At 64.0% G+C, this 24,074-nt stretch carries 16 protein-coding genes and 1 tRNA gene; 5 read left to right on the top strand and 12 right to left on the bottom strand.

The window, feature by feature from the left end:
• Positions 1 to 72: 72 nt before the first annotated feature.
• The 3 genes from ACFPQ5_RS05385 to ACFPQ5_RS05375 all read right to left on the bottom strand — a co-directional run bounded on the left by ACFPQ5_RS05385 (position 73) and on the right by ACFPQ5_RS05375 (position 3,944).
• Entirely contained in the window at positions 73 to 1,476 is a 1,404-nt protein-coding gene (locus ACFPQ5_RS05385; protein WP_379752245.1) for a TIGR03013 family XrtA/PEP-CTERM system glycosyltransferase, read from the bottom strand.
• 23 nt (positions 1,477 to 1,499) lie between these two features.
• Positions 1,500 to 2,543 (bottom strand): SDR family oxidoreductase, encoded by a 1,044-nt coding sequence (locus tag ACFPQ5_RS05380; RefSeq protein ID WP_379752244.1) that lies wholly within the window; start codon positions 2,541 to 2,543, stop codon positions 1,500 to 1,502.
• Positions 2,544 to 2,651: 108 nt separating this feature from the next.
• Positions 2,652 to 3,944 (bottom strand): nucleotide sugar dehydrogenase, encoded by a 1,293-nt coding sequence (locus tag ACFPQ5_RS05375; RefSeq protein ID WP_379752243.1) that lies wholly within the window; start codon positions 3,942 to 3,944, stop codon positions 2,652 to 2,654.
• A 418-nt stretch (positions 3,945 to 4,362) separates the two neighbouring features.
• Here ACFPQ5_RS05375 and ACFPQ5_RS05370 point away from each other — a divergent pair, with 418 nt between their 5' ends.
• Entirely contained in the window at positions 4,363 to 5,433 is a 1,071-nt protein-coding gene (locus ACFPQ5_RS05370; protein WP_379752242.1) for a GNAT family N-acetyltransferase, read from the top strand.
• A 76-nt stretch (positions 5,434 to 5,509) separates the two neighbouring features.
• On the opposite strand, the gene ACFPQ5_RS05365 is transcribed toward ACFPQ5_RS05370, so the two are convergent.
• Positions 5,510 to 5,585: transfer RNA gene (locus ACFPQ5_RS05365), tRNA-Arg, on the bottom strand.
• Positions 5,586 to 5,807: 222 nt separating this feature from the next.
• On the opposite strand from ACFPQ5_RS05365, the gene ACFPQ5_RS05360 reads away from it, so the two are divergent.
• Positions 5,808 to 6,758, top strand: coding sequence for a c-type cytochrome (locus ACFPQ5_RS05360; RefSeq protein ID WP_379752241.1), 951 nt, complete (start codon positions 5,808 to 5,810; stop codon positions 6,756 to 6,758).
• Between the two features lie 291 nt (positions 6,759 to 7,049).
• A complete protein-coding gene (locus ACFPQ5_RS05355) occupies positions 7,050 to 9,395 on the top strand; it encodes an RIFT barrel domain-containing protein (protein ID WP_379752240.1) in 2,346 nt (781 codons plus the stop codon).
• A gap of 80 nt (positions 9,396 to 9,475) precedes the next feature.
• Here ACFPQ5_RS05355 and ACFPQ5_RS05350 read toward each other — a convergent pair whose 3' ends face one another.
• The 8 genes from ACFPQ5_RS05350 to ACFPQ5_RS05315 all read right to left on the bottom strand — a co-directional run bounded on the left by ACFPQ5_RS05350 (position 9,476) and on the right by ACFPQ5_RS05315 (position 20,969).
• Positions 9,476 to 10,516, bottom strand: coding sequence for an acyltransferase family protein (locus ACFPQ5_RS05350; protein ID WP_379752239.1), 1,041 nt, complete (start codon positions 10,514 to 10,516; stop codon positions 9,476 to 9,478).
• A gap of 39 nt (positions 10,517 to 10,555) precedes the next feature.
• Positions 10,556 to 12,064 carry an ArnT family glycosyltransferase gene (locus ACFPQ5_RS05345; RefSeq protein WP_379752238.1) on the bottom strand — a complete coding sequence of 503 codons (1,509 nt, stop codon included), beginning with the start codon at positions 12,062 to 12,064 and terminating at the stop codon, positions 10,556 to 10,558.
• Positions 12,061 to 13,080: a glycosyltransferase family 2 protein gene (locus ACFPQ5_RS05340; RefSeq protein WP_379752237.1), complete on the bottom strand. Its 1,020-nt coding sequence runs from the start codon at positions 13,078 to 13,080 to the stop codon at positions 12,061 to 12,063. Before ACFPQ5_RS05340 ends, ACFPQ5_RS05345 begins: the two co-directional genes overlap by 4 nt.
• A 1-nt stretch (position 13,081) precedes the next feature.
• The gene (locus ACFPQ5_RS05335; protein WP_379752236.1) at positions 13,082 to 13,462 is read right to left on the bottom strand and encodes a GtrA family protein; all 381 of its coding nucleotides are present in this window, start codon (positions 13,460 to 13,462) and stop codon (positions 13,082 to 13,084) included.
• 156 nt (positions 13,463 to 13,618) lie between these two features.
• On the bottom strand, positions 13,619 to 15,700 hold the full coding sequence (locus ACFPQ5_RS05330) for a M13 family metallopeptidase (protein ID WP_379752235.1): 2,082 nt from the start codon (positions 15,698 to 15,700) through the stop codon (positions 13,619 to 13,621).
• A gap of 82 nt (positions 15,701 to 15,782) precedes the next feature.
• Positions 15,783 to 17,858: a M13 family metallopeptidase gene (locus ACFPQ5_RS05325; RefSeq protein WP_379752234.1), complete on the bottom strand. Its 2,076-nt coding sequence runs from the start codon at positions 17,856 to 17,858 to the stop codon at positions 15,783 to 15,785.
• Positions 17,859 to 18,053: 195 nt separating this feature from the next.
• The gene (locus ACFPQ5_RS05320) at positions 18,054 to 20,294 is read right to left on the bottom strand and encodes a TonB-dependent receptor plug domain-containing protein (RefSeq protein WP_379752233.1); all 2,241 of its coding nucleotides are present in this window, start codon (positions 20,292 to 20,294) and stop codon (positions 18,054 to 18,056) included.
• Positions 20,295 to 20,417: 123 nt separating this feature from the next.
• On the bottom strand, positions 20,418 to 20,969 hold the full coding sequence (locus tag ACFPQ5_RS05315; RefSeq protein ID WP_379752232.1) for a hypothetical protein: 552 nt from the start codon (positions 20,967 to 20,969) through the stop codon (positions 20,418 to 20,420).
• A gap of 266 nt (positions 20,970 to 21,235) precedes the next feature.
• On the opposite strand from ACFPQ5_RS05315, the gene ACFPQ5_RS05310 reads away from it, so the two are divergent.
• Positions 21,236 to 22,663, top strand: coding sequence for a S41 family peptidase (locus ACFPQ5_RS05310; RefSeq protein ID WP_379752231.1), 1,428 nt, complete (start codon positions 21,236 to 21,238; stop codon positions 22,661 to 22,663).
• 167 nt (positions 22,664 to 22,830) lie between these two features.
• Positions 22,831 to 23,952, top strand: coding sequence for a beta-ketoacyl-ACP synthase III (locus ACFPQ5_RS05305; RefSeq protein WP_379752230.1), 1,122 nt, complete (start codon positions 22,831 to 22,833; stop codon positions 23,950 to 23,952).
• Positions 23,953 to 24,074 lie beyond the last annotated feature (122 nt).

Genomic DNA, 24,074 nt, shown 5'->3' with positions numbered 1-24,074 from the left:
CGCAGCTGTACGGCTGTACAGCGAGCATCGCAGGCCAAAGATCCGACGCGCAGTAGGTTTATCGCGTCTCCCTCAGCGGCCGCTGCGGAACAGCACGACCTTGAGCGTATTAATCAGGACCAGGAAGTCGAGGAACAGGCTGTTGTTCTTGACGTAATAGAGGTCGTACTGCAGCTTTTGCAGCGCGTCCTCGGCCGAGGAACCGTAGCCGTAACGCACCTGGGCCCAGCCGGTGATGCCTGGCTTGATGCTGTGGCGGACATTGTAGTACGGGACCACTTCGATCAGCTGCTCGACAAAATATGGGCGCTCCGGACGCGGGCCGACGAAGGACATCTCGCCCTTGAACACGTTCAGGATCTGCGGCAGCTCGTCGATCCGGGTCTTGCGCATGAAGTTGCCGACGCGGGTGACGCGCGGGTCGTTCTGCGCCGCCCATTGCGGCTTGCCGCTCTTTTCGGCGTCGGCGCGCATGCTGCGGAATTTGTGGACGAAGAAGCTTTTGCCGTCCTTGCCCACCCGTTCCTGCGAATAGAAGATCGGACCGCGGTCTTCCAGCCAGACGGCCAGCGCGGCCAGCATCATCAGCGGGAAGGTCAGCGCCAGGATCAGGATGCTGCACACCAGGTCGAAGGTGCGCTTCATGAAGGTGCGCACGAAACTCTGGTCGAAGCCGCCGCCGAAGACCAGCCAGCTCGGCTGCAGGGAATCGACCCGGATCTGGCAGGTTTCGCGTTCGAAGAAGGTGGCGGCGTCGGTGACCTTGTAGCCTTGCAGCTTGCAGTCGAGCAGTTCCTTGATCGGGAAGCCGCCGCGGCGGTTCTGTACCGAGACCACGATTTCCGACACGTTGTATTGGCGCGCCAGTTTCAGCAGCGATTCGCCGTCGCGCATCTTGAGCAGGTTCGACTGGCTCACGCAGAGTTCCTCGCCCGGGGCCGGAATGAAGCCGGCGATGTCGTAGCGGTGGTAACGATTGGCGCGCTCGGCCAGTTCGCTGCATTCCTTAGCCAGCGGTCCGCCGCCCAGGAACATGATGCGCGACTGCAGGAAGCGCGCTTCGGAAGTCTTGAAGAAGATCATCCGCGCAATAAAAATGCCGACCGCCGCCAGCGCGAACACCAGCAGCAGGATGCTGCGGCCGAAGGACAGTTCCGGCGCGACGTAGAACACCAGGGTCAGGATCAGGAAGCCCATCACGAAGGACGGCATCAGCTTCATCAGGAAGGGATGGCGCAGGCCTTCCTCGAAATCGAGCTGGTACATGCCCATCGCGCTCATGCTGAACACGATCGCCAGCGCAAACGCGACGGCCGAGGTGAAGAAATGGTCGAGCGACGGAACCGTCACCGTGGTGCCGATGTCCATGTAGCGCAAGGCCGCACCCGCGTAGGCGGCGCCGAGCAGCACCAGCACTTCCACGACCAGCAGGACGGATACGATCTTCGACACGTAATGGTTAGAAATCCTGAACACGTCAGCCTCCTGATTCTTTTTACTTACTTAGCTGCATCAGACCGTTGCAGGTCGTCGACATACCAATCCATGGCCTGGCGCAGGCCTTCGCCGATCCGGTGCGTGGGCGCATAGCCCAGCAGCGTGGCGGCCTTGCCGATGTCGGCTTGCGAGTGGCGCACGTCGCCACGGCGAAAATCGACATAGTGCGGCTGGTGCGCGTCCACATGCGGGAAGCGCGCGCGCAGCAAATCTCGCATCATCGCGTACAGCCCGTTCAGGCTGGTTCTCTCGTTGAGCGCGACGTTGTAGACCTGGTTGACGGCTTCCGGCGCCGCCATGGCCGCCAGCAGGTTCGCCTGCACCACGTTGTCGATGTAGCAGAAGTCGCGGCTGGTCTCGCCGTCGCCATTGATGCGCAGTTCCTGGTTGCGGATCAGCGCGGCGACCCATTGCGGGATCACGGCGGCGTAGGCGCCGTTCGGATCCTGGCGCGGGCCGAACACGTTGAAGTAGCGCAGGCCGATCGTTTCCATGCCGTAGGTACGGCCGAATACGTTCGCGTACAGCTCGTTGACGTACTTGGTCACGGCATACGGAGACAGCGGGTTGCCGATCACGTTTTCCACTTTCGGCAGGTCCGGATGGTCGCCGTAGGTCGAGCTCGAGGCGGCGTAGACGAAGCGGCGGACTTTCGCATCGCGCGCGGCGACCAGCATGTTCAGGAAGCCGGTGACGTTGACCTCGTTGGTCGTGGCCGGATCGTCGATCGAGCGCGACACGGAACCGAGCGCGGCCTGGTGTAATACGAACTCCACGCCGTCGCAGGCGCGGGCACAATCGGCCGGGTTGCGAATATCGCCTTCGATGAAATTAAATTTCATCCAGGCCTCTTCTGTGACAGATTCTTTCACCTGCTCCAAGTTGTGACGGTGCCCGGTCGCGAAATTGTCGAGCCCGGTGATACGCTGGCCGAGCTTGAGCAAGGCCTCGACCAGGTTCGAGCCGATGAAGCCGGCCGCGCCGGTGACCAGCCAGTGGTGGCTTTGCTGGCCCAGCTGCTGCCTAACGTCTTGAATCTTATTCACAGTTTCAGAACACTTTCTCGTTGATGCACTGGCACGTCGTCCATTCGGACGCTGGCGGAACGCACAAAGCCGCCGCGGTGGAGCGGCGGCTCGTCCCGCGCACAATACTTACAGGCGCCAGACGCAGTAGCCGGCCTCGCGGATGGCTTTTTCGTCGAATTGCGACTTGACGTCGATGAAGCAGCCGCCGTTGTTCAGCTTGCTCTGGAAATCGGTCAGCGACATCGCCAGCACTTCTTTGTGCGGCACGGCGGCGATCAGGGCGTCCGCCTTCGGCAGCGCGTCCCAGGAGCTTTCCAGCTTGATGCCGTATTCGTGCTGGGCTTCCTCGGCGTCGGCCAGCGGATCCCAGACGTGCACGTCGACGCCGTAGCTTTGCAGTTCGTGGACGATGTCGGCCACTTTCGAATTGCGCAGGTCCGGGCAGTTTTCCTTGAAGGTCAGGCCGATCACGTTGACCTTGGCGCCCTTGACCTGGAAGCCCGAGGAAATCATCGACTTTACGGTCTTTTCGGCAACAAATTTCGCCATGCCGTCGTTGATGCGGCGGCCCGCCAGGATCACCTGCGGGTGGTAGCCGACCATCTCGGCCTTGTGGGTCAGGTAGTACGGATCGACGCCGATGCAGTGGCCGCCGACCAGGCCCGGACGGAACGGCAGGAAGTTCCACTTGGTGCCGGCCGCTTTCAGCACTTCCAGCGTATCGATGCCGATCTTGTCGAAGATGATCGCCAGTTCGTTCATCAGGGCGATGTTCAGGTCGCGCTGGGTGTTTTCGATCACCTTGGCCGCTTCGGCGACCTTGATGCTCGAGGCGCGGTGCACGCCGGCCGTGATCACGGTCTCGTACAGCTGGGCGACGCTTTCCAGGGTCTCGGCGTCGTCGCCGGAGACGACTTTCAGGATCGTGGTCAGCGTGTGTTCCTTGTCGCCCGGGTTGATGCGCTCAGGCGAGAAGCCGACGTGGAAACCCTCTTTCCACTTGGTGCCCGAATGCTTTTCCAGCAGCGGGATGCAGACTTCTTCGGTCGCGCCCGGATACACGGTCGACTCGAAAATGACGATCGCGCCCGGCTTCAGGTTTTTACCAACCGTGGTGCTGGCGCCGATCAGCGGCGTGAAATCCGGATTGTGGGCGATGTCGACCGGGGTCGGTACGGCCACGACGACGTAGTCCGCCTGCGCCAGCAGGCTGGCATCGGTGGTGACTTCCAGCTGGCGCGCGGCCTGCAGCTGCTCGGTCGACACTTCGCCGGTCGGATCGATGAATTTTTTGTAGTTTTCGATTTTCGACGCCGACAGGTCGAAACCAATCGTCCGTACTTTCTTGCCGAACTCCACTGCGAGCGGTAACCCGACGTAACCCAGTCCTACTACCGCGACGACCTGATCTGCTTTCATTATCAGCTTCCGTTATCGAATAAAATTTTGCAATTATGCCAATATTTAATATAGCATGGGAACTAGACTTGCCTCAACTGAGCAGCCTCGTTTGTACGCCATCAACAACAGGGATGCAGGAATGATGTTGTATTTGCATCCGCCTGTTTCGTTGTTTTTTGATGCTCTGCGGTGACCGAACTGGCCGGCGCCCGGGTATTCAGGGAGCATGAACCGCTGTTCGCAGGAGAACAAGCCTCGGCGCCCGCATGACACTGTGCAATATAGCATTTTCTGTCTGACAAGTTCCGTAAGAAAATGAATCGTGCGCGCTGCACACATTTGGATTGCCTACGCGGAAAATGTTGTCGATCGATTACAATCTCGCGCGACCCATCATGCATCGGAGCCAACACCGATGCCACAGCAGGAGCAGCGCTTGAACGACCTTACATTCTCCTACCTCGACAACATGGACCCCGCCAACGATGCGCTGGACGCCTTCGTGCGTGCCCATCCGGGAGGCAACGCCTACCAATTGGCCGCCTGGCGCCGCGCCGTTGCGGGCGCCTATGGCTATGCCGGCAAGGTGCTGGTCGCCAGGCAAGGCGGGGAGCTGGCCGGCATGCTGCCGCTGTGCGCGGTCGCCCGTCCTTTGTCGCGTCCGCGCTGGATCTCGCTCCCCTTCTGCGACCTGGGCGGGCCGCTGGCCGTCTCGTCCGAGGTGGCAGACGAACTGATGGCGCGCGCGCGCCACGATGCCGGGCCGCAGGGCGCGACCGGCCTGGAACTGCGCTGCTCGGCCCCGGGGACGGAAGAAGACGCCGCGCTCGAAGGCCGCAAGGTACGCATGCTGCTCGGCCTGCCCGAGAGCGCGGCGGCCCTGATGCAGTCCTACCCTCCCAAGCTGCGCAGCCAGGTGCGCAAGGCGGAAAAGAACGGGTTGACGTCCGAGGTGGTCACCGGTCTCGATGCGGTCGGCGCCTTTTACGACGTCTACAGCCGCAACATGCGGCGCCTGGGCAGTCCGCCGCACAGCCGGGCCTGGTTCGACGCGATCCACCGTCACTACAGCACGGCCGGCGACATGTTCCTGGTAGTCGTGCGCAACGAAGGCAAGGCGGTCGGCGCCGGCTGGGTATTGCGCTGCGGCGACAAGGCCGTCATTCCCTGGGCCTCGACCCTGGCCGAATACAACTCGCTGGCGCCGAACATGCTGCTGTACTGGGCGATCCAGGCTTATCTGTGCGAGATCGGGGTGCGCCAGTTCGACTTCGGCCGCTCGACCTTCGGCGAAGGCACCTATAAATTCAAGAAACAATGGGGCGCGCAGCCGGTGGCGCTCGACTGGAAGGAATGGGATGCGCAAGGCGTGGCGGCCATCGCCGCGCCGGCAGCGAAAGGCGGCGCCTCGTCGCTGCGCCCGCTGATCGAAAGCGCCTGGCAGAAACTGCCGCTGGGCGTGGCGAACAGCCTGGGCGGACGCCTGCGGCGCTACATTACGCTATGACGGCGCCTGCCCAAGCGGCATGGCCGACGACAATGGAAACAGAAGGGAAACAAGTCGTACGGGGAGGCGGTACGAATGGTGCGGCTGGCTGGGATCGAACCAGCGACCCTTGGCTTCGGAGGCCAATACTCTATCCACTGAGCTACAGCCGCACGGGGGAACGCGTCGAGGACACTTCGCGAGGAAACGCCTGAGCGATGCGAAGGATACATTCTTTCGCGGCCCCCGTCCATGGAAAGTAGAAGTTGCAAACGAGTCATGTGCCATAGGGCATCTTTTGAGACTATAATCGCCGATTGGCGGGCCTTTCCAAAAAGTCATGCAGGAAGAACAAACGCCGGGTAGCAGGTTTTTTTAATCGTATTAAGGAAATCATGAGCGACGCACACAATGAACAATCGTTTATCCGGACGCCCAAGCAACTCATCGGGGTGGTCGCAGGCTTCTTCCTGGTAATCGTCATCGGCATCATCCTGCTTGTCTCCTTCGTCACCAACGACAAACTCGAAGGCGCCGGCACCAACAGTCTCGGTCCGGAAGCGGTAGCCCAGCGCCTGCGCCCGGTCGCCGAAGAAGGTTTTATCTTGCGCGACGCGAACGCGCCGAAAGTCCTGCAAGCAGGTAACGCCGTGTACACGGCCGTGTGCGCGGCCTGCCACGCCAGCGGCGCCGCCGGTGCACCGAAGGTCGGCAGTGCCGGCGACTGGACCGCGCGCCTGGCGCAGGGCTACGACACGCTCGTGAAACATGCGATCGAGGGCATCCGCGCGATGCCGGCCAAGGGCGGCAATCCCGACCTGGACAACGTCGAAGTCGAGCGCGCCGTGGTGTACATGGCCAACCAGAGCGGCGCCAAGTTCAAGGAGCCGGCTGTTCCCGCAGCAGCGCCGGCTGCTGCCGCCGCGCCTGCCGGCCTTGATACCGCCGCCGCGCCCGTCGCTGCGAACGCCGCCACGGCGGCGCCGGTCGCCGGTACGCCGGCCAGCGCCACCCCGGCCGCTGCTCCAGCTGCTGCTCCAGCTGCTGCTCCAGCTGCTGCACCTGCCGCGGCGGCTGCACCGGCCGTCGCCAGTGCCGACACCGGCAAGGCCCTGTACAACAGCGCCTGCATCGCCTGCCACGGCGCCGGCATCGCCGGTGCGCCGAAAATGGCCGACAAGGCGGCCTGGGCGCCGCGCATCAAGCAGGGCAATGCCGTGCTGTACGAGCATGCAATCAAAGGCTTCCAGGGCAAGGCCGGCGTGATGCCGCCAAAAGGCGGGTCCACCGCGCCGGATGCCGACGTCAAGGCTGCCGTCGACTTCATGGTCGCTTCCTCGCGTTGAGCTTATACAATAAGCAGTACCGCAAACCGCCCGCATGGGCGGTTTTTTTATTGCGTCAATACACGCAATGACTATATAAATACATACTGATTCGATTTCATAACGAATAATATTCGTAAAATAATCGACAACGTTGTGTTGTATTTGGACGAAATTCGGAACAAGGGCTTTGATTTTCCTGTTGTTCAGTTTTGCTTTGGCGTAACCTTCGAGAATTCCTTGGAGCAATAATTTATTCTCCAAAGTAACTCCTCGAAGACTGCCATGACACTCCCACTCCAACACTTTGCAATGCGAATTGCCGCAATCGCGGCATTCGGCACCACACTCGTGGCCTGCGGCGGCGGCGGCGGCGGCGGTTCCACCTCGACTGCCAGCGTGACCCCGGCCACCACGACCACCTCGGCTACCTCGGCTGCGTCGGCTGCATCGCCCCCTTCCACCACGACGGCACAAACGACGGCGCCGGCCACCCAGCCGCCAGCGGCTGCACCGGCCACGACCGTCACCGATAATGGCATGACCGCTCCCGTAGCCGCGGCGCCGGCGGACACCATCGTGCCGCCTGCCGCCCCGACCAGCACGGCCGCAACCAATACGACCGCCACCAGCACGGCCGCGACCACCACCGCCTACAGCGTATTCGGCGTGGTCACCGACGTGCGCATCCAGAACACCACCGCCGCCGCCCAGACGAACCTGCCGGTGACCTTCGGCCAGGTGTTCGCCGCCGGCGACATGCAGCCGGCCGATTCGCTGGTCGGCCGCTTCGATAACGGCACCGAGATTCCATTGCAGCTCGACGTCAAGGCCACCCACCCCGATGGTTCGGTGCGCCACGCCGTGGTGTCCGGCATCGTCCCGAGCATGAACGCGAGCGAAACGCGCTTGCTGTCGCTGATGAAGTCGAACGCACCGCGCAGCACCGGCATGGGTCCGAAGACCCTCTTGATGAACGGTTTCAGCAGTTCCGTGCACGCCACCATCGACGGCGTGCGCTACAACGCCTCGGCCGACGACATCATCAAGCTCGGCGGCGCCTACCAGACCTGGCTCTCGGGCGCGGTCGCCAACGAGTGGCAAGTCACGGCGCCGCTGAAGACGGTCGACGGCGTGGCCCACCCGCACCTGACGGCGCGCTTCGCGATCCGCTGGTACGACGCGATCAAGAAGGCGCGCGTCGACGTCACGCTGGAAAACGCCTGGGCCTACGAGCCGAATCCGCAGAATCTCACCTATGACGCCGAAGTCATGGTGCGCGGCGCCGTCGTGTATTCGAAGCCGGGCCTGACCCACTACCACCACAGCCGCTGGCGCAAGACCTTCTGGTGGGGCGGCGACGCGTCGCAAGCCCACGTCAAGCACAACATCGCCTACCTGATCGCCAGCCGCGCGGTGCCGAACTACGACCAGAGCGTGGTCGTGCGCGAATCGGCCCTGGCCGCCCTGAAGGCGAAGTGGACCGGTACGGCCATCGAACCGATGAATGTCGGTACAGCCAACTCCTATATGCCGAGCACCGGCGGGCGCGACGAAATCGGCCTACTGCCGGGCTGGGCGGCCACTTACCTGCTGTCGATGGATGCACGTGCCAAGGAAGTAACGCTGGGTAACGGCGACCTGGCCGGCACCTGGACCATTCATTACCGCGACAAGAACACGGACCGTCCGGTCAGCCTGATCGACTTTCCGTACATGACCATCCTGGGCGTGGCAACCGATACCCGCAACCCCGCCACGAAACTGCTGGAAGCCTTCCCGAAATGCGCGGTCGGCGCTGTCTGCGGCTCGAGCAACGTCGCCGACACCTCGCACCAGCCGGGTTTCGCCTACCTGCCTTACCTGGTCACCGGCGACTACTACTATCTGGAAGAGCTGCAGTTCTGGGCCATGTACAACGTGTTCATGTCGAATCCGGGTTACCGCAGCAACATCCAGGGCCTGCTCTGGCCCGACCAGGTACGCGGCCAGGCCTGGAGCCTGCGCACGCTGGCCGAAGCGGCCTACATCACGCCCGACAGCGACCGCCTGAAGCCGCATTTCGCCCGTGTCCTGACGAGCAACCTGGACTGGTACAACAAGACCTATACGAATAACGCATCGGCCAACATCTTCGGTGTGCTCGACATGGGCAGTGCGGTGATCTACAACACAAAGCGCGGCATCGCGCCGTGGCAGGACGACTTCTTCACCGCTGCCGTCGGCCACGCTGCCGAACTCGGCTTCGATGGCGCCAAGACCCTGTTGAGCTGGAAAGCGAAGGCGCCGCTGCTGCGCATGACCGATCCGGACCTGTGCTGGATCAACGCTTCGCTGTATTCGCTGAACATCCGCGACTCGGCGACCACCCCGCTGTACGCGACGATGGCGCAAGCCGTTGCCGCCACCCAGCCGGCGGAACTGCGCGGCCTCGCCTGCAACAGCCCGGCAATGGCCGCCTACCTGAAGCTGAAGGTCGGTGAAATGGTGGGTTATTCGTCGGGCCATAGCGGCTATCCGTCGAACATGCAGCCGGCCCTGGCCTATTCGGTCGATGCCCGCCTGCCGAACGGCGCCGCCGCATGGAGCACCTTCATGTCGCGTAGCGTCAAGCCGGACTATGGCCTGAGCCCGCAGTTCGCGATCGTGCCGCGCTAAGCATCGCCGGCGCCGCGCCCAGCGACAATAAAAAAACCCAGCCACCGCGGTGGCTGGGTTTTTTTTCGACCTTTTAAAACCTAGCCGGCCGCCCTTTCTTCATCGTTGACTTCGGCCGGCAGCGGGCGTGCCGCGCGCTGCGCCCACTTCCCGTTCAGGTAGCGGCGCGCCGGATCTTCGAACAGATAGAAGGACAGCGCGCCGACGCTCACGCCGCCCAGCAGGCCCAGGACCGGATGCAGTGCGCCGGCGTTGACGGCCGCAAAGAAGGGCTGCTGCCACAGGTACAGCGAAAACGAACAGCGTCCGAACCAGCGCAGCCATGGGCTGGCCAGCAGCTGCAGCAGCCTGGCGGGCGTGACGTGCAGGTAGTTGACGGCAAAGGCCAGGCACAGCGATGCCAGCCACAGGTGGACGCCCTTGTGCAGGTAGCTGGCGTAGCAGACGGCCGCCAGGGCACAGGCCAGCAGCGGCAGCGGCGCCAGCGCGCGGCTGCGCAGCAGGGGCAGGCAGCGCACCGCCGCCGAGGCGACGATGGCCATCGAGGCCACCTCGGTGCGCCATTGCCAGTGCGCCGGCGCGTCGGCCAGGCCCATGTAGTGCAGCATGCAGGCCAGTCCCAGCGCAAACGTGGCCAGCAGCAGCCACTGCGCCGGAATGCGCAGGACCCGGGCCAGGACCGCGCATCCCGCCAGCCAGACATAGGTATGTTCCTCGACGTTCAGCGACCAGATATGACCGACCGGCCAGGCATGGTGCTGCGTACTCGCCTCGGGCGGGAAATACGTACTCAGGAAGGCCAGGGTCGTCAGCACCTGCTCGCCGCTCGCGTGCCAGTCAGGCAGGGCGAGCGTGGCCAGCGCCATGGTCGCGATGAACAGCCAGAAGGTCGGCAGGACGCGGGTGGCGCGGCGCACGAAGAACTCGCCCAGCCTGACCCGCTTGACGAACAGGAGTTCGCCCATCAGCCGGCCCGAGAGCGCAAAGAACAGGGCCACGCCGAACCAGCCGAGCCAGCCGAACACCGGCGTGCGGCTGAAGTGGCCGATCAGGACAAACACGATCGCCAGGCCGCGCCAGCCGTCGAGATAAGGGATATGCAGCGGAGCGCGGCTGGTCATCGTGTCGCCTTTGGAAGAGAAAAGAAAAACCGCGCGGTATTAACGCGCGGCCTGGGGGGCTTGCTCGCCGCCGCCCTGCTCGATGGCCCAGGCCGCGAGCACGAGCAGCAGCGCCAGCGCCATCATGTGCTGGCGGCGGTCGCTTTCGAAGACGGCGAACACGGCCGCGCTGTACAGCAGCGGATACAGCAGGGGCAGCAGGCGTCCGATGGTGGCGCGGTCGCCGCGCCGCCCCAGCCGGATCAGCCGGTGGGCGATCAGGCCGGTGACGCCGGCCCAGAACAGCCAGGACAGCGTGTTCAGGACCTGGTACGCCAGCATGCGTTCGGACGAGGCCAGGCGGATCGCCTTCGTGTGTTCGAAACCGGTACCGCGCAGCACGCCCCAGTAGGCGCCGTAGCGGTCGTCACGCAGGAGCAGGCCGAGCTTCTTGGCCGCCAGGATCGCGAAATCGCCCGGATTGGCCAGGATCCACTGTTTGCCCAGTTCGAAACCCAGGCGGTTCTGTTCGAGTTCGGGCAGGTGGGTGATCGGTATGGCGCCCTCGGCCGTCCACTCGCCGGTCGCGAGCGGATTGTTCGCCCGGTAGAACACGCTGCCGCCATTGGTGGCCACGCCGCAGAACTGGCCTTCGAACAAGGCGCAGTTACGCATCTGCCACGGCACCAGGGCAAGCGCGGCGCAGGCCAGCACGATCGCCGAAAAACCGAAGTAACGCCACAGGCTCGCGCCGCGCAGGTGGCGGTAGCACAGCGGCATCGCCAGCACGAACAGCAGCAGGCCGGGCTGGGCCAGGCCGGCGATACCGAAGGCGATGCCGGCGCCGGCGGCATGGCCCCAGCGCAGGCGCGCGCCCTGCAGGCCGCGCACGCACAGCATGGTGCCGGCCAGGACGGCGGCAATCGTCAGGTTTTCCTTGGACGCGACCGCCGCGGTGAGCAGCCGGCTCGGCCAGAAGGTAAACAGCAGCGCGGCGATCACGCCGGTGCGCGCGCCGAACAATGCCGCGCCGAGCCCGCGCGCGCTGAAGACGCCGACCAGGTACAGGAACAAATTGCACAGGGTGACCGCCACCAGGTTGGCGCCGGCCAGGACGACGAAGGGCGACAGCACCAGCGGGAAGCCGGGCGGCCAGAAGGCGCGGTGGCCTTCCGGATCCTGGTAGGGCTGGCCCAGCGCCAGGTCATTGGCCAGCTGCAGGTAGTTGCCGCCGTCGGAATTCGGTATCGGCTGGGTCAGCAGGGCCACGGCCAGCTGGGCCACGACACCCGCCGCCAGGACGAAGGCAAAGCCGTTGCCGGCGTCGATCCCGGCGGTCGCCGCGCGCAGGCGCTGCAGCAGGCGCCCGCCCATCGGACCGATCAGCACGGCCGCGAGCAGGCAGCCGGCGGCCAGCAGCGCCAGCGTGCCGGCACGCCCGGCGTTCGGCAGGTGCACCAGGTAGTAAGGGCCGATCAGGACGGCGGCGCCGAGCAGCGCCGCGGCGACCCAGGTCTCGGTCGCCATCCATCCGCGCTCGAGCAGCCCGAGCATGCGTGCGCCGCTCATCGTCCCGTCGGGGCCATGGCGTTCCAGGCGGAAGCCATGGCGGCAGGCGCCGTGCTGTCGGAAGGCTCGTACGCGTTCAGGAAATACAGGGGACGGCGCTTGGTCTCGTTGAACATGCGGCCGATGTATTCGCCCAGGATCCCGATGAAGGCCAGCTGGGCGCCGCCCAGGAAGCTCATCACCACCATCAGCGACGGATAGCCGGCCACGCTTTCCCCATGCACCAGGGTTTTATACACGACATACATCCCGTAGAGGAAGGCCACCAGGGATGTAAAAATGCCCGTGTAGGTGGCCACTTTCAGCGGCGCGATCGTGAACGAGGTGAACCCTTCGATCGCGAAATTCCACAGCTTCCAGTAATTGAACTTGGTTTCGCCGGCAAAGCGCGGGTCGCGGCGATAGGGAATGGCGGTCTGGGGGAAGCCGATGAAGGCGAACAGCCCCTTCATGAAACGGTGCTGCTCGCGCAGCGAATTGAGCGCCGTCACCGCGCGGCGGCTGAGCAGGCGATAGTCGCCCGTATCCTTCGGGATCCGGACCCGGCTCACGCGCTGGATCAGGCGATAGAACAGGTAAGAGGTGCTTTTCTTGATGCGCGACTCGCCGTCGCGCACGGTACGCTGGGCATACACCATGTCGAAACCGGCCTGCCACTTTTCCACCATCGCGGGGATGAGTTCCGGCGGATCCTGCAGGTCGGCGTCGATGACGACGACGGCATCGCCGCGCGCTAAATCGAAACCGGCCGTCATGGCCGCTTCCTTGCCGAAGTTGCGGCTCAGGTCGACCACGGTCACGTCGGGCCAGTTGGCGCGCAGTTCGCGGATCACGTCCAGCGTGTTGTCGGTGCTGCCGTCGTTGACATAGATGATCTCGCTGCGCAGGGGCAGCGGCGCCAGCACGGCGGCCAGGCGGCGGTGGAATTCGGGCAGGACTTCGTGCTCGTTATATGCGGGCACGATGACCGACAGGAGCGCGGGTTGCAAGAGTGCGGCGGCTGGAAGCTGGTCCATGTTATCTTTCCTTAAATGCCCAAACTTTACTCAACGTAAAGTTAAGCAGAAACACCACGACGGTCGCGATTCCTTGCGCCAGCAGATAGTGAAGGTGTAGCCAGGTAATGCCGGCAGCAACGATCTGGGTATTCACGGCGAAACCGAGCAGGACGACTCCGAGGAACCTCGGCAAGGTCTCGACGTGAGATTGTGTACTTCTAAATGTGACCCGGTAGTTACAAACGTAGCTGACGAGCGCACCGGCGAGATAGCCGCCAGATGCGGCCACCACGCCTGAGACACCTAAACCGCTGGCCAGCACACCCATGACAAGGTAGTGCGCTGCAGTCGCAACGACGCCAACGCTGAGGAAGGCGGCAAACTGCCAATTTCGGTTCATTGGCGGCGCCATGTCGACTTTCAGTTTGAATTGTTTATCATATCTCAACGTATTTACCAACTGCAATTAAAAAATTTTCCACTTGAGTATGTTATGCAACACTCATGGGCGTAAAAAAAGGACCCCGCAGGGTCCTTTTTTTTGTGCGCTGCATCCTTACCAGATGATCACGCGATCCTTCGGCGCCAGGTACATCTTGTCGCCCTGCTTGACCTTGAAGGTCTCGTAGAAGCCAGGCTGGTTCATCAGGGTGCCGTTGGCGCGGAACTGGCCCGGCGAGTGCGGGTCGGTCTTGACCTGGGCGATCCGGGCCGGCTCGCGCATCTTCTCGCGCCAGACCTGCGCCCAGCCCATGTACAGGCGCTGCTCGCCGGTCAGGCCGTTGATCACCGGCGCCTTTTTACCTTTCAGCGAGATCTTATAGGCTTTCGCGGCGATCGCCAGGCCCGAGTTGTCGGCGATGTTTTCGCCCAGCGTCAGCGCGCCGTTGACGTTGTAGCCAGGCAGCGGGCTGTAGCCGTTGTACTGCTTGACCAGCATGTCGGCCTTGGCCTTGAAGTTCTTGTGGTCGGCCGGGCTCCACCAGTCGCGCAGGTTGCCGTTGCCGTCGTACTGGGCGCCCTGGTCGTCGAAGCCGTGGCTGATCTCGTGGCCGATCACGGCGCCGATGCCGCCGTAGTTGACCGCGTCGTCCGCGTTCGCGTCGAAGAACGGCGGCTGCAGGATCGCGGCCGGGAACACGATCTCGTTCATCTCCGGGTTGTAGTAGGCGTTGATGGTCTGCGGCGTCATGCCCCACTCTTCGCGGTCGATCGGCTTGCCCAGTTTATTCAGTTCGCGGTCGGCTTCGACCACACGCGAACGCATCACGTTGCCGACCAGGTCGTCGCGCTTGACGACCAGTGCCGAGTAATCCTTCCACTTGTTCGGGTAGGCGATCTTCGGGGTGAACTTGGCCAGCTTCGCTTGCGCTTCCTTCTTGGTCGCCGGGCTCATCCAGTCGAGCTTGTCGATGCTCTGCTTGTAGGCTGCCAGCAGGTTCGCCACCAGCTTTTCCATGCGCGCCTTGTGCTCCGGCGGGAAGTACTCGGCCACGTACAGCTTACCGAGCGACTCGCCCTGCGAACGCTCGACGGCGCCGACGCCACGCTTCCAGCGCGGCTCGATCTCGGTGACGCCCGACAGGGTCTTGCCGTAGAAGTCGAAGCGCTCGTCGACGAAATTCTTCGACAGGAAGCTGCCGTAGGATTCGATCAGGTGCAGCGACAGGTAGGCTTTCCAGGTGTCGAGCGAGGTCTTGTTCGAGACGTCGACGAAGGATTTCAGGTAGGTCGGCTGGCTGACGATCACGTAGCTGGCCTTGCCCGACAGGCTGGCGGCATCGAACCAGCTCTTCCAGTCGAAGCCCGGTGCGACTTTGTCCATGTCGGCCAGGTTGACCTTGTTGTAGGCCTTGATCGGGTCGCGCAGTTCGACCTTGGTCCACTGGACGCGGGCGATCTCGGTTTCGAAGTCGACGATGGCTTTCGCATTCGCCGCGGCGTTCTTGTCGCCGGCCATGGCCAGCATCTTCTCGACGTGCTGCAGGTATTTCGCTTTCGTCGCGGCCAGCTTGGCGTCGTCCGCCTTCAGGTAGTAGTCGCGGTCGGGCATGCCCAGGCCGCCCTGCATGATGTCGGCGACGTACTTGGTCGAATCCTTGTTGTCCTGGTGGATGGCGAAGTCGAAAGGCACGCCGACGCCGATTTTACCGAGGCGCGCCAGCACGGCCGGCAGCTCGGACTTGTCCTTGATCGCGGCGATCTTCGTCAGTTCGCCGTTCAGCGGGGCCGCGCCCAGCTGCTCGAGGCGCGCTTCGTCCATGAAGCTGGCGTAAAAGTCGCCGATGCGCTGGGCGTCGGTGCCGGCGGCCGGGTTGGTCGCGGCCGATTTTTCGATGATGCCGCGCAGGCGCGGCAGGGTGTTCTCGCGCAGCTGCATGAACGAACCCCAGCTCGCCTTGTCGGCCGGGATCTCGGTGGTTTTCAGCCACTTGCCGTTCAGGTATTCGAAGAAATCGTCCTGCGGGCGCACGCCCTCGTCGATGTATTCGGTGGCGACGCCCGAGGACAGGACCGGGGCCTTGGCGCTCTTGGCGGCGGCGCCGGCGCCGGCTCCGGCCGCGGCGGTCGTGGTTTCGGCGTTGGCGACGCTGGCGACCAGCGCCAGCGTCAATGCGCTCAGCAGATGTTGTTTCATGTGTCTCTCTTTTTCTCTTGGTGATGGATAAATACCAGGTCTTCGCGGCCCGAAGCTCGTGGCCCCGGACTGCTCATCGACTTTACCAGATCGTGACGCGGTCTTTCGGCGCCAGGTACATCTTGTCGCCTTCCTTGACGCCGAAGGCTTCGTAGAAGGCCGGGTGGTTCATGACGGTGCCGTTGGCGCGGAACTGGCCCGGCGAGTGCGGATCGGTTTTGACTTGCACGATCTGCTGCGCTTCGCGCATCTTGCTGCGCCACACCTGGCCGAAGCCCATGAAGAAGCGTTGATCGCCGGTGAGACCGTCGATCACCGGCGCCGGCTGGCCCTTCAGCGAGATCTTATAAGCTTTATAGGCAATCGCGAGCCCCGAGTTGTCGCCGATGTTTTCGCCCAGCGTCAGTTCGCCGTTGACGTTGTAGCCGGGGATCGGGCTGTAGCCGTTGTACTGCTTCACCAGCATGTCGGCACGCGCCTGGAAGGCGGCGCGGTCCTCTTTCGTCCACCAGTCGCGCAGATTGCCGTCGCCATCGGACTGGCTGCCCTTGTCGTCGAAGCCGTGGCCGATCTCGTGGCCGATGACGGCGCCGATTGCGCCATAGTTGACGGCGTCGTCGGCGCGCATGTCGAAGAACGGCGGCTGCAGGATGGACGCAGGGAACACGATCTCGTTCATCGAGCTGCTGTAATAGGCGTTCACCGTCTGCGGCGTCATGCCCCACTCTTCGCGGTCGATCGGTTTGCCGAGCTTGTTGATGTTGCGGTTGTAGGCAAATTCGGAAGCGCGCTTGACGTTGCCCACCAGGTCGTCCTTGACGATGCTGAGCTTGGAGTAATCGCGCCACTTGTTCGGGTAGCCGACCTTCGGCGTGAACTTCGCCAGTTTTGCCTGCGCTTCCTTCTTGGTCGCCGGCGTCATCCAGTCCAGGGTCTCGATGCTTTGGGCGTAGGCGGCGGTGACGTTTTTCACCAGTTCTTCCATGCGCGCCTTGCGCTCGGCCGGGAAGTATTTCGTCACGTACTGGCGGCCCAGGGCTTCGCCCAGCGCGCCTTCGACGGTCGACACGCCGATCTTCCAGCGCGGACGGTTTTCCGAAACGCCGGTCAGGACCGTGCCGTAGAAGGCGAAGTTGGCGTCCACGAAGGCCTTCGACAGGTAAGGCGAGTATTCGCGCAGCAGCTGCCACTCGAAGTAGGACTTCAGGGTCGCCAGGTCGGTCTTCTCGACCACCTTGTTAAAACCGGTCAGGTAGCTCGGCTGGGCAACGATCACGTACTCCAGCTTGTTGCCGACGCCGGCGGCGGCCAGGGCCGCGTTCCAGTCGTAGCCCGGGGTCAGCGCGGCCAGTTCGGTCACGCTCATCTTGTTGTAGCGTTTCACAGGGTCGCGGTTCTCGACCTTGGTCCACTGCACCTGCGCCAGTTCGGTCTCGAAGGCGACGATGGCCTTGGCCTGCTCGGCGGCGTTCTTTTCGCCGGCCAGGGTCAGGATCTGCGCCACGTGCGCTTCATACTTGGCGCGCGTGTCGGCCATGCGCTTGTCGTCGAGCTTCAGGTAATAGTCGCGGTCCGGCATGCCCAGGCCGCCCTGGCCGATGTAGGTGGCGTATTTGGTGGACGCGCGCGCATCCTGGCCGACGCGCACGCCGTAGGGCGTAGCGACGCCGATCTTCGACAGGTGGGCGATCAGGTTCGGCAGGCCCTTCTTGTCCTTCAGGGTGCGGATACGCTGCAGTTCGCTCGACAGCGGCTTCACGCCCAGGGTCTCGAGGCGCGCTTCGTCCATGAAGCTGGCGTACAGGTCGCCGATCTTCTGCACGTCGGTGCCGGTCTTCTTGTTCGGATCCTTCTGCGCCGCTTCGATGATGCCCAGCAGTTGCGGCTGGGTGTCGTCGCGCAGCTTGGCAAAAGTGCCCCAGCTGGATTTGTCGGCCGGGATCTCGGTCGTTTTCAGCCACTTGCCGTTCAGGTAAGTGAAGAAGTCGTCCTGCGGGCGCACCGAGGTGTCGATGAACTGGGTGTCGATGCCGGAGACCGGCGCGGCTTGCGCGCTGGCGGCGACGGCTGTGGTAGCGGCTGCTTTGGTGGCGTCGCCGGCATGGGCGAAGGTGGCCAGCACGGACAGGGTCAGGGTGCTCAGAAGGGTGCGTTTCAAGGGAGGGCCTCGTTTACCGATGTGGAATCACACAAGAATGCCCGATCCCGGCCCATCCGTCGAGAGGGAATGTGGCAAAAATGTGCTGCCGGCGCAGGGGCGGCCATTTTGCGGGGCGCCTGTATTGACGGGCGCTATGGCAAACCGGAGGCGCCGGCATATGCATATGTCGGCGCCCCGCGGCTTGCGTTTTTATTACAGTTTCATCTCGAAGCGCAGGCCGTAGGTCGGATCCGTATGGGCGCTGGTCGTCACGAAGCCGTTCGGCGCGGCGTAGTAGCGCGCGGTCACGTAATCCTCGGCCAGCAGGTTGTTGACGGACAGGCGCAGCTGGGTGGTGGCGCTGAATTTCCACAGGCCGTAGAGGTCGACCTGGCGCTTGCTGCCCGCCTGGCTGGCCTCCAGGGCGCTGGTCTGCACCAGCACTTCCGGGGTCCAGTTGTAGCTGGCGCCCAGGGTCAGCGGCCGCGCCTTCATGCGGTAGTCGATGCCGACATTCGCCGTCTGGTCGGCCTGGCCGTCGAGCCGGTTGTTGGGGCCGGGGATCCCCTCGACGCTGGACCAGAAGCGGCTGTAGTTCGAGCGGAAGTCGATGTCCGGGCTGTTCGCCACCAGTTCGGCCAGCTGGAACTTCGCTTCCAGCTCGATGCCGCTGGTGCGCGCGCTGCCGATATTTTGGGGACTCGACAGATAGCGCAGCCCCTGGCTGGTGGGGCGCTCGGTGATCACGCGCCGGATCAGGTTATCGACATTGCGGATGAAACCGCTGGCGCTGAGGATGCCGCTTTTGCCGAGGTAGTGCTCGTACGCGAGATCGATGCCGCGCGCCAGTTCCGGTTTCAGGTCCGGATTGCCGCTGCGGTCGGGACTGACGCGCGCGTTATAGGTCGCAAACGAAGGCGAGGCGATCATGTCGTTCAGCGGCGCGGCGCGGTAACTCTGGGTCAGGCTCGCGCGCACCTGGTCCTTCTCGAAACCGGGAATGCGCCAGACCGTGTGCACGACCGGGCTCCAGACGCGGCTGGTGTTGCTCACTTCCGAGTCGCTGCCCGTGCTGGTGGTGCGGATGCCCTCCCAGCGCAGGCCCAGGTACATCGACCAGCGCTCGGTGATGTCCCACTCGTCCTGGGCGAACAGCGCCAGGCGGCGCGTGCTCGCTTCCAGGTTGGCGCCGGAATCCTCGAACAGCGCACCGCCATCGCTTTCCGCCACGTGCACCTGTTTTAAACGCGCACCCTCGAGGTCCCAGCCGACCGCCAGCAAATGGTCCTTGCCGATCGGCGCCGTGTACTTGCCGCTGTGCGTGATGTTGCTGTTGCGGCTGTTGTCGACGTCATTAAAAGTGCGCAGCGTGGCGCCGGCGGCGTCCGAGGTATAGCGGAAGCTGTCGCTGTCGTTGCGGCTCGCGCCCCCGCTCAGTTTGATGTCGAGCTTGGCGCCGCCGTCCATCTTGTGCAGCCAGTTACCCATCGCGCGCACGAATTGCGACTCCGACTCGGAGGCGGTGCGCAGTCTCGCGTATTCCGCCGGCCGGGTGCCGCCGAGGTGGTCGATGAAGGTGTCGCTGCCGTTGTCGTTGCGGTTGATGCCGATAAACGGTTGGAAAGTCAGCGTGTCGCCGTTGTCGGATTTATAGGACAGGCGCGGCGACAGGAACATGCCGCGCGTGCGCGATTCGACGCCGGTATGGATGTTCTGCTCGCGCGTCACGTTGCCGGCGAGGTCCTCTTCGCGCACGTAGCTGTCGCTGTCGCTCTGGCTGCGGCCGGCCATCGCATTCACGTTCATCAGCCAGGACAGCTTGCCGCTCTGGCCCGGCAGGGACAGCGACAGGTTCGGCGAATGCCGGCCGGCGCTGATGCTGTCGCCTGCGCGCAGCTGGATCTCCTTTTGCCGATAGCCCTCGCGCAGCACGATGTTGATGGTGCCGGCGATCGCCTGCGTGCTGTGCTCGGCCACCGGTCCGCGCATCACCTCGATGCGTTCGACCTGCTCCGGCGGCAGCGATTCGATGGAAAAACCTGGAGGCGGACGCTCGCCGTTGATCAGCACCTGGGTGTAGCCGTTGCCCAGGCCGCGCATGCGCACGGCGCCGCCGCCGCGCCCTGGCGGCCCGCCCATCGTCACGCCCGGCAGTCGTTTCAGGATTTCGCCGACGCTGGTGTCGCCGTTGCGGTCGAGTTCCTCGCGGCCGAACACCATTTTCGAGGCGGTCGACAAGCGCCGCTGGTCGGTGTCGTTGGCGCGCGAGCCGGTCACGTTGACCTGGGCGACGGGCGCCGCGGAGGATGTTTTCGCGCTTGTGCCGGAGGTCTTGCCGGGTGTCGTCTCGGGTGCCGGCTGCGCGGCGGGTTCGGTGCTCTGGCCGGCGGCCAGGGCGGGTATCGCGGCTGCGCCCAGCAGGGCCAGGCAGGCGGCGGAAATCAGCTTGTTCATGTCGTTGTTATGGCGGCGCCGCCGCGGCCGGCAGCGTCATTGGTATTGACGTAGCCGGCCATTCTAGCTAGTGCCGCCCGGACCGCTTCAGCCCTTGCCGCTTTTTTACTTTTCGATACAAGGCTAGAAGCCCATGCTGCTGCCGCCCCCTCCGCCGCGTCCGCGCCCTCCTCCCGGCCCGGTGCCCGGTCCGCCGCGGCCGCCTTCGCGCCCGGCGCCGCCTTCGCGTGCCGGCGGCGCGCCGTCGCGCACCCGTTCCAGCTGGTCGGCCAGGAAGCGCAGCACTTTGGCGCGCTGGCGGTCGTCGAGGGCGTCGTTCATCGTCAGCCAGATCGCGCGCAGCTGCCCGTCTTCCGCGGCGCTGGCCGCCGCTTCGGCATCCGCCGCGCTTCCCAGCTCGCGCAGTTCGGCGTCGGGACGCCCGCTCAATTGCACGGCCTGCGCCTGCAGGCGTTCGCGCCGCGTTTGCCGTTCGCGCAGCAGCGCGCGGGTGCGCGCCTCGCTTTGCTGCCACAGCAGCTGCTGGTTGGCGTTCAGCGCCAGTTCGGTGCGCAACTGCGCCGCCATCGGCAGGACATCCTCGGCGCGCAAGTCCATCAACGGCGCGGCGGCGGCGCCCGCGCCCTGCAGCGCCAGGGCCAGTACGGCGGCGTGCACAAAACGAATTCTGATCATCGGGTACTCCAGGCAAAAAAATACCCACGGTGGGGGAACCGTGGGTGAAACCACTTTGGGGAGTGGAGAGAGAAAAACTGGAATCGACTATAGAACCGGCACGCACCCCGCGTGACCACTCTTACAATTACTTACTGGAAGTACAAGACGCTTTACAAGTGGCGCCCGTTTGCGCGCACGCAGCCCGAGCGGCGGGCGATTCGGGTTTATACTGAGGGGCGCTATCTCATGCGTGCCAGGGCGACGCCTTCCCACCATCGACCACTATGGGTTCCACTCTCAAAAACACCGGCCTGCTGGCCGTCGGCCTGGCCGCCGGCGCCGCCGTCACCATGCAGTTTTCCGCGCTCGCCTATAAACCGGTCGAGCCGAGCATGCCGCTCGACCAGCTGCAGCAGTTGGCGAAGGCGGTCGAGGTGATCCATTCCGATTACGTGGAACCGGTCGAAGGCGGCAAGCTGCTCACCAGCGCCATTTCCGGCATGGTCGATTCGCTCGATCCGCATTCGGCCTACCTCGATCCGGCTGCCTTTCGCGAACTGCGCGAAGGCACCGAGGGCAAGTTCGTCGGCCTGGGCATCGAGATCGGAGAGAGCGACGACGGCTACGTCGAAATCGTCGCGCCGATGGAAGACTCGCCGGCCGAACGGGCCGGCATCCAGGCGGGCGACCTGATCACCCGCATCGACGGGCTCGATGTACGCGGCCTGGGGCTGGAAGAAGCCGTGAAACGCATGCGCGGCATGCCGGGCACGCGCGTCACGCTGACGATTGCCCGCGCCAGCACGCCGCAGCCGCTGGTGCTCACCGTCGAGCGCCAGGAAATCGTGCAGAAAAGCGTCAAGGGCAAGATCGTCGAGCCGGGCTACGGCTGGCTGCGCGTCGCCCAGTTCCAGGAACCGACCGTGGACGACATGGCCGAGAAACTGAAGGAACTGGCGCGCAAGGAGCCCCATCTGAAAGGGCTGGTGCTCGATTTGCGCAACGACCCGGGCGGCCTGCTGCAAGGCGCGATCGGCGTCGCCGCCGCCTTCCTGCCCGAGGGCGCGGAAATCGTTTCCACCAACGGCCAGCTGCCGGAATCGCGCCAGCGCTTTTATGGCCAGCCCGAACACTACATGCTGCGCAGCGGGCCCGATCCGCTCGCCGGCATTCCGAAAAAATTCAAGACGCTGCCGCTGGTGGTGCTGGTCAATACCGGCTCGGCCTCGGCTTCCGAAATCGTCGCCGGCGCCCTGCAGGACCACAAGCGCGCCGCCATCGTCGGCACCCAGACTTTTGGTAAAGGCTCGGTGCAGACGATCCGCCCGATCGGGCGCGACGCCGCCGTCAAACTCACCACGGCGCGCTACTTCACGCCGCAAGGACGCTCGATCCAGGCGCGCGGCATCATCCCCGATTTCGCGGTCGACGAAAACGCGGACAACGACGGCCTGAACGCCCTGCGCCTGCGCGAAGCCGACCTCGATCACCACCTGTCGGGCGACGGCGACGGCGAAACCAAGACCCGTCCGGACGACATCTACGAGCAGATGGCCCTGCTCGACGCGGCGCGCGACCGCCAGCCGCTGGCCTACGGCAGCGCCGGCGATTTCCAGCTGCTGCAGGCGGTGAAGCACCTGAAAGGCGAGACGATGCAGTTGTCGAAGCGGCCATCGGGCGCGACCCTGGCGCGTCACGGGGCACCTGAATAAGCCGAGTGTCTTACAAAATCGTCAGGGCAAGGCGTTGCAACGCAGCCATGGCGATTTTGCAAGGCACTCTAATGGTCCTCTCGACAATTCCCAGGTTTGTATTGATTGTGTAGAATCGCCGTCATTCACACGGGAATCCCCCGTTATCTCCTTTGAAAGTCCCGATCATGAAACCTGTCGTCATCAGCGGCACCGGCCTGTTTACGCCTCCGTATTCCATCTCGAACGACGAGCTGGTGACGGCGTTCAATGCCTACGTCGAGCTGCATAACGCCGAGAACGCCGAAGCGATCGCCGCCGGCGAAGTCACCGCGCTCGAAGCCTCGAGCAGCGGTTTTATCGAAAAAGCCTCCGGCATCAAGTCGCGCTATGTGATGGAAAAAGAGGGCATCCTCGATCCGAAGCACATGACCTCGCGCATTCTTGAGCGCGGCGACGACGAGCTGTCGCTGCAAGCCGAAATGTGCGTCGCCGCCGCGAAGGATGCGCTGGCGCGCGCCGGCCGCGTGGCCGCCGACATCGACATGGTGCTGGTCGCCGCCTCGAACATGCAGCGCGCCTATCCGGCGATGGCGGTCGAAGTCCAGGAAGCGCTCGGCATCGAGGGCTACGGTTTCGACATGAACGTGGCCTGCTCCTCGGCGACCTTCGGCATCCAGACCGCGATGGCCGCCGTGCAAACCGGCCAGGCGCGCGCGGTGCTGGTGCTGAACCCGGAAATCACCAGCGGCCACCTGAACTTCCGCGACCGCGACAGCCATTTTATTTTCGGCGACGCCTGCACGGCGATGATCGTCGAAGCGGCCGAGACGGCGGTGAGCGAACACCAGTTCGAGATCCTCGAATCGAAACTGAAAACCAAGTTCTCGAACAACATCCGCAACAACTTCGGCTTCATGAACCGCTTCGACGAGTCGGGCGTCGGTAAAGCCGATAAACTGTTCCGCCAGCAGGGCCGCAAGGTGTTCAAGGAAGTGTGCCCGATGGCCGCCGAGATGATCAAGGACACGGTCGAAGCGGCCGGCCTGCAGATCCCGCAGGTGTCGCGCTACTGGCTGCACCAGGCGAACCTGAACATGAACCTGCTGATCGCGCGCACCCTGCTGGGCCGCGACGCCGAGCCGAACGAGGCGCCGGTGATTCTCGATACCTACGCGAATACCTCGTCGGCGGGGTCGATCATCGCTTTCCACAAGTACCAGGACGATTTGCCGCAGGGCGCGAACGGCGTCATTTGCTCGTTCGGGGCCGGATACTCGATCGGTTGCGTGGTAGTGCGCAAGAAGTAATACAAACGGGGCGCAAGCCCCGTTTTTTTCGACTACTCGAACGTTCTACCGCGTGGGCTCGGAGAGCCCACCCTACAAAACCGGGTACCTGTAGGGTGGGCTCTCCGAGCCCACGCGGTTTG

The sequence above is a fragment of the Massilia suwonensis genome, assembly GCF_042655665.1.
Lineage (GTDB): Bacteria > Pseudomonadota > Gammaproteobacteria > Burkholderiales > Burkholderiaceae_D > Telluria > Telluria suwonensis.
The sequence above is the reverse complement of the archived record's forward strand: the minus strand, read 5'-3'. Positions and strand labels throughout refer to the sequence as shown.

What these genes read in the sequence shown, in the direction of transcription:
- ACFPQ5_RS05375 (WP_379752243.1), bottom strand. Translation starts at nt 3,944, where the DNA reads ATGAAAGCAGATCAGGTCGTCGCGGTAGTAGGACTGGGTTACGTCGGG.
- ACFPQ5_RS05360 (WP_379752241.1), top strand. Translation starts at nt 5,808, where the DNA reads ATGAGCGACGCACACAATGAACAATCGTTTATCCGGACGCCCAAGCAA.
- ACFPQ5_RS05355 (WP_379752240.1), top strand. Translation starts at nt 7,050, where the DNA reads ATGCGAATTGCCGCAATCGCGGCATTCGGCACCACACTCGTGGCCTGC.
- ACFPQ5_RS05350 (WP_379752239.1), bottom strand. Translation starts at nt 10,516, where the DNA reads ATGACCAGCCGCGCTCCGCTGCATATCCCTTATCTCGACGGCTGGCGC.
- ACFPQ5_RS05345 (WP_379752238.1), bottom strand. Translation starts at nt 12,064, where the DNA reads ATGAGCGGCGCACGCATGCTCGGGCTGCTCGAGCGCGGATGGATGGCG.
- ACFPQ5_RS05340 (WP_379752237.1), bottom strand. Translation starts at nt 13,080, where the DNA reads ATGGACCAGCTTCCAGCCGCCGCACTCTTGCAACCCGCGCTCCTGTCG.
- ACFPQ5_RS05335 (WP_379752236.1), bottom strand. Translation starts at nt 13,462, where the DNA reads ATGAACCGAAATTGGCAGTTTGCCGCCTTCCTCAGCGTTGGCGTCGTT.
- ACFPQ5_RS05330 (WP_379752235.1), bottom strand. Translation starts at nt 15,700, where the DNA reads ATGAAACAACATCTGCTGAGCGCATTGACGCTGGCGCTGGTCGCCAGC.
- ACFPQ5_RS05320 (WP_379752233.1), bottom strand. Translation starts at nt 20,294, where the DNA reads ATGAACAAGCTGATTTCCGCCGCCTGCCTGGCCCTGCTGGGCGCAGCC.
- ACFPQ5_RS05315 (WP_379752232.1), bottom strand. Translation starts at nt 20,969, where the DNA reads ATGATCAGAATTCGTTTTGTGCACGCCGCCGTACTGGCCCTGGCGCTG.
- ACFPQ5_RS05310 (WP_379752231.1), top strand. Translation starts at nt 21,236, where the DNA reads ATGGGTTCCACTCTCAAAAACACCGGCCTGCTGGCCGTCGGCCTGGCC.
- ACFPQ5_RS05305 (WP_379752230.1), top strand. Translation starts at nt 22,831, where the DNA reads ATGAAACCTGTCGTCATCAGCGGCACCGGCCTGTTTACGCCTCCGTAT.